General features: G+C 39.7%; 5 protein-coding genes (2 of these 5 running past the window's edge). All 5 read left to right on the top strand.

Going from position 1 to position 5,000, the window contains the following annotated elements; all coding sequences use genetic code 11:
• Window positions 1-966, top strand: the 3' portion of a protein-coding gene (locus LEP1GSC062_RS00225) for a hypothetical protein (protein ID WP_010577359.1). It extends 303 nt beyond the left edge of the window; 966 of the gene's 1,269 nt are visible here — the last part of the coding sequence; the start codon falls outside the window, past its left edge; its stop codon occupies window positions 964-966.
• 67 nt (window positions 967-1,033) lie between these two features.
• Entirely contained in the window at window positions 1,034-1,717 is a 684-nt protein-coding gene (locus LEP1GSC062_RS00220) for a hypothetical protein (RefSeq protein WP_010577358.1), read from the top strand.
• Window positions 1,718-1,831: 114 nt separating this feature from the next.
• Window positions 1,832-3,316 carry a HEAT repeat domain-containing protein gene (locus LEP1GSC062_RS00215; RefSeq protein ID WP_010577357.1) on the top strand — a complete coding sequence of 495 codons (1,485 nt, stop codon included), beginning with the start codon at window positions 1,832-1,834 and terminating at the stop codon, window positions 3,314-3,316.
• A 9-nt stretch (window positions 3,317-3,325) separates the two neighbouring features.
• Window positions 3,326-4,369 (top strand): LIC_10091 family lipoprotein, encoded by a 1,044-nt coding sequence (locus tag LEP1GSC062_RS00210; RefSeq protein ID WP_010577356.1) that lies wholly within the window; start codon window positions 3,326-3,328, stop codon window positions 4,367-4,369.
• A protein-coding gene (locus LEP1GSC062_RS00205; RefSeq protein WP_010577355.1) for an N-acyl homoserine lactonase family protein crosses the window boundary here: on the top strand, window positions 4,366-5,000 show its 5' portion. It continues 223 nt past the right edge of the window; the window shows 635 of its 858 coding nt (coding positions 1-635); its start codon is at window positions 4,366-4,368; the stop codon falls past the right edge of the window. The genes LEP1GSC062_RS00210 and LEP1GSC062_RS00205 overlap by 4 nt, the downstream gene beginning before the upstream one ends.

Genomic DNA, 5,000 nt, shown 5'->3' with positions numbered 1-5,000 from the left:
GCTTCCACTGTAGATCTTCCGACACATGCGGGAATTACGGGAGCTGAGTATAGTTCCGTTTTAAGAACTTCGGGAGAATGCGAAGATGTTACCGCAAGGAAATGGGGTAAAGAATGGTACTGGAAGAAATGGAATCAACGTGCTTATCGTTGGACAAGGGTTAAGGATTGTAAAAAGCCTGATAAATTCCATCAATTTGGCCTTCGAAAATCCGGGACTCAAATTGAGATTATGGAAAAAGTCAAACCTACCTTTCTTTTCGGAACCGTGGCCGCGAATCATGTTCTCTGTACTGTACTTTCAACTTCTACGGATTGTTTGAATGAGGCTCGTTATAAAAGAGATATGCGCGAGGTGATGAGGCGTTTAGCCGCCATTGGAAGCATAAAAGGTGGGGTCTTATTTACGATTCCAAATGTGACTGCGATTTCGTTTTTGGAACCTTACAAAGATCCTAAAGGCAGGGCGAATTTAACAGGATTGAAAGCTTTTTACCGTAACTTTGTAACTAATCCGCGCCAAATTTTAGATGCAAATGAAGTCGCGACCATCACCAAATTCTTAACAATGTTGAACGACGAGATTAAGGTTCAAGGTGTAGCTATGGGATTTGCAGTTGCGGATACAAAAGTCGTTTTTGACGATTTGAAAGAAAATGGACGCCGCATTGAGCTTCCTAAGGGAAATCGTGGTCCAGGTTGGGCTTATGCAAACTGGCCTTTGCCAGGCAAACCGGGGGTTTTTGGCTTGGATGGAGTGCATCCGAACATGTACGGCCATGCGGTTTTTGCAAACGAGTTGATTAAAGCCATTAATGTTCGTTACGGCTTGAGTATTCCTCAAGTCAGCGAGTACACAGCTTGGTATTACGACAGTTTAAATAGAAGGCCGGTCGATTTAAAGAAATTCCTAAATCAACATATTTTGGGAATGTTTATTTCTTTTATACTCGGAGTTTCTACTTAAAGGAAAAATAGACTAAGGGCGTCGTCTTTGTTCAAGGCGACGTTCTTTTGTTTTGGAAGTTAGTTTTATGGAATTCAAAAGAAAACTTTTTTTTGCAGCTACTTTACTTACAGTTTTTTTAATATTATTTTTGGTTTTTTGGCCTGAAAACTTGAAAAAACAATCTGTTTCGAATTCTGAGGAAGATACGGTTTTAAAAATCAAATATTATTCCGAAATGGATCCTTATTATCCGGACTTACCTCACCCTTTTAATGAAGATCCTGAGCTGGAAGTTCAGGCGAAAAAACTTTGGCCTGAAGCATTTCGTCCTAAAATGACCCCTGAAGAAAAAGAAGAAATCCAGAGGGAATGGACGGATTTTATCGCGAGGTATCCGAAAAATTTATACATCCCTGCGGAACTACGACCTCCTTTGACGGAGGCGGAGGAAAAAGAATTAAGAGAAAGATTGGATACTTTCACAGACGTGGAATCCAGAAATGTATCCGTTCGTTTTTTGGAAAAATACTCGGAACCTGGAAAAGAACCTGAGCTTTCTTCCGAATCGAACGTAACTCCGAAAGAACAACTTGTTTACATCAATTACAAGATCGAGGAATTAGAATCTAGAATTCAATTAATCGAATATACGATTGAACAAGAAAAATTGGATTCTAATCAGATAGAAATTGCCAAGCAAGATTTAAAAGATTGGAAAGATGAACTTTCGGAATTAAAGCAGGTTCAGAGCCAGATTCCTCGCTCGTAATCTTTTCTGTTTCACAAATCCGAGTTCAAAGATATATTCAGGAGAGGGTTAATGCGATTATTATTACTTTGTACGTTAATTTTATGTAGTTGTGAAGGGCCGCCAAAGCCTGAAATGTTACCGGTTCCGGAAGAGAGGAAAGAGATTCCGTTGGAAAAAATTCAAGAAGAATTGAGTTCCGAAAATCCTCAAATTAGAGCACAAGCTATTTTAGAACTTTCTAATAGATCTCATAAACCTTCTTTGAGCAAGATTCGAAATTTACTTAAAACCGATACGAATCCTGCCGTAAAAGGAACGGCCGCAATTGTGTTAGGCGCTTGGAAGGACCGGGTTTCCATTCCGGAAATCATAAAACTATTTTCAAACGAATCCGGTGTTACTCCTGATATAGTGTTGGAAGCTCTTGCAAGAATGAAGGATGCTTCCTCCGCTAAAGTGATTCTTCCTTTTTTGCAATCTCAAGATTCTACTTTAAGGTTAATTGCAGTCGATGCTTTGGTGCGTATCGGAGCTTATTCTTCCGGTGAATCGATACTCAACCTAGCCAATAAAAATCAAAATCCCGAATTTGCGAAAACGTATGCGATGGCTTTAGGAAAACTTAAGGTTCGTTCTGCGGAATCGTATTTGATAAAACTCGCACAAACCACCGAGCCGTCTCCTACATTAGCGGCTTCTTACCTTGCGTTGGGAAGAATTTCGAGTAAAAAAGCGATCCCGATCTTAGTCCAGGGACTTGCAGGGGATTTTGATAAGGGGAGTGAAAATTGTATGAACGCTCTGATTGAGATAAACAGTTCAACCGCGATTACATCCACGATTCCGATTTTAAAGCATAAAAATCGGGACATTCGTTATCGTGCGGTAAATGTTCTTTCGGAAATTCCTTCATCCGAAACAGGGCCCAAGGTTCTGAAAATCCTCGAAGGAAAGGATCCGGACGCAGTTGCGCCTGCTGCTTTGGTTTTAGGAAGAATTCATTTTAATTCGGCGCGTGTGGCGATCGAAAAGAATTTCGTAAATTCTAAACTGCCCGACCGAGAAATGATTGGGCGTTCTCTCGGTTATCTAGGAGATAAGAAAAGCATTCCAGTTTTATTGAATGTTCTCAAAGAACCGGAAGGCGAAGGTAGATATGGAGCGGCCTGGTCTTTGGGTATTTTGCATGCGATCGAAGCTTTGGATGATTTGATTGTGGCTTCCAAGTCCTCTGATTCAAAGCTTTCTTCGATAGCCGTGGAATCGCTCGGATTATTAGGTTCTCCGAAAGCGCTTCCCGCTCTTGTCGAGATTGCGGAAAACAACTCGGATTCCGCATTGGTCGTCGTTTCTACGATTGCGTCGATTCCTGGAGAGGAGTCCCGTAAGATTCTAGAGAACTTTGCGCAGAAGAAAAATATTTCCTTACAGCAAATTGCGATTTCCGAGTTAGGAAAACGAAGGGAACAGGCAAGTATTCCCGTTTTGATCAGGATTTTAGATGAGGACCGGGCTATAAATTCTAAACTTTTAATGACTTCTCTCTCATCGATCACAGGAAAGAACTTTTACTCTCGGAACGAATGGTTGAACTGGTATAAACTCAACTCGAAGTAAATCAGGTTTATGTTTCATTTTAAAATGATCCCGTTTGTTTTGATGGGATTTGTCATTTTCAGTTCGTTCTGTAAAACATCCCCTTCAAAGGATCCCTGGATTGTTCCTCCTCTTGAGGAAAATGAAAAATTATTTTTAGCTCCTTTGAAAATCGATGAGTTCAATTCTAGGGATTTGGGGGGTAGGCATTATCCTGCATCGAACGAACTTAGAATCGATCTTTTCAAACCGTATATAGAAAATTTAGAAGGCGGTTATCTCGGTGCTGGGACCGATCAGAATTTTACCTTCATTGCTTGGGCGAAAAGTAAGTACGTATGGTTGATGGATTTTGATTATACGATTTGTCTGATCAATCGGATTCATCTTTTATTCTTTAAACTTGCCTCTGATCCCGAAGCGTATCGGGAACTTTGGTCCCGAAAAAATAAAAGATCCTCCTTTGAACTTATAAAGAAAGAATGGGAAAACGATTCCGAATGGCCTTCGATTCAAGAAGCGTGGGAAGTCGCGCACCGAGGCAAATCCGATGTACCTCAAAGATGGAACGAACTCGATCGAACCTCTGAGAGATTCGGTCTTAAGACTTTTATCCATTCCAAAAAAGAATATGCCTATGTTCGTAATATGGTTCTTCAAGGTAGAATTCAAGTTTTGAAAGGCGACATCAACGCCGAAAAAAGCGTAAAATCCGTTGGAGAAAGAGCGGCAAGGTTGAACATTCCAATCCGAGTCGTATATTTGTCCAATATCGAAGATTATTTTTCTTATACTCAGGGCTTTCGAGACAACTTGCTTAGTTTACCGACGGATAAAAAAGGAATCGTTTTAAGAACAATTCAAAACGGAACCAAAGAAGAATACGGATCTCCGGATGGAGAAAAAATTCCGGTGGATTATCCCTTACATTATAACGTTCAATATCTCGAAAATCTACAAACTTGGATGTTGTTGTCAGGCCATCTTCATAAAGGAATTTTAATGCGATTTAGAACGCCAATCCAAAAAGGTTTTTCCGTTATTACAAGTCGGCCCGTAGAGACGTTGAAATGAAAACCATTCATTTCGGATTTTTGATATATGTATTTTTAATTCTAAATTGTGTTTCCGGAAATCAAGATGCAAATCGTTCGAATGGTAAGGAATCTAAAAATTGTAAGTCCGGTTTTGGACTTTATGTATTTATTTACGGAAAAAGTTTATATCCGGATCGTTTTTTAAACGTAAAAGAAGACAAAGGAAGTCGTGAAATCGTTTATCTTTTCTATCTGATTCGGATTCCCGGAAAAAATATTCTCATCGATTCTGGTTTTTCCAACGATTCCTACAGAAAGAAATTTGGTTTTTCGAGTTTTGAAAAACCGGATCAACTTCTGAAACGCTGTGGGATTGATCCGAAAGAAATTACGGATATTGTGCTGACTCATTTTCATTTTGATCATTCGGGAGGAATTTTTCTTTTTCCCTCCGCGACGTTACATATTCAAAATCATGATTTGGATCTTTTAAAAAAACAATCCTACTTTCCGAATCAAGCGACTTATATCCGTTCTTTGAGTGGGACGAATCGGCTTCATTCATTTGATGGAACGTATTCTCTATCACCTGGTTTACAAATTTTATTCACGGGAGGACATACGCCCGGATCTCAGGCTGTGGAATGGATTATTTCTTCGGAAAGACA

The sequence above is a fragment of the Leptospira alexanderi serovar Manhao 3 str. L 60 genome (assembly GCF_000243815.2).
In the GTDB taxonomy this organism is placed as follows: Bacteria; Spirochaetota; Leptospiria; order Leptospirales; family Leptospiraceae; genus Leptospira; species Leptospira alexanderi.
Note: the sequence above shows the minus strand (reverse complement) of the source record. Positions and strands in the feature narration are given on the sequence as shown.

Coding starts and splice junctions, on each gene's coding strand:
- LEP1GSC062_RS00220 (WP_010577358.1), top strand. CDS start 1,034: ATGGAATTCAAAAGAAAACTTTTTTTTGCAGCTACTTTACTTACAGTT.
- LEP1GSC062_RS00215 (WP_010577357.1), top strand. CDS start 1,832: ATGTTACCGGTTCCGGAAGAGAGGAAAGAGATTCCGTTGGAAAAAATT.
- LEP1GSC062_RS00210 (WP_010577356.1), top strand. CDS start 3,326: ATGTTTCATTTTAAAATGATCCCGTTTGTTTTGATGGGATTTGTCATT.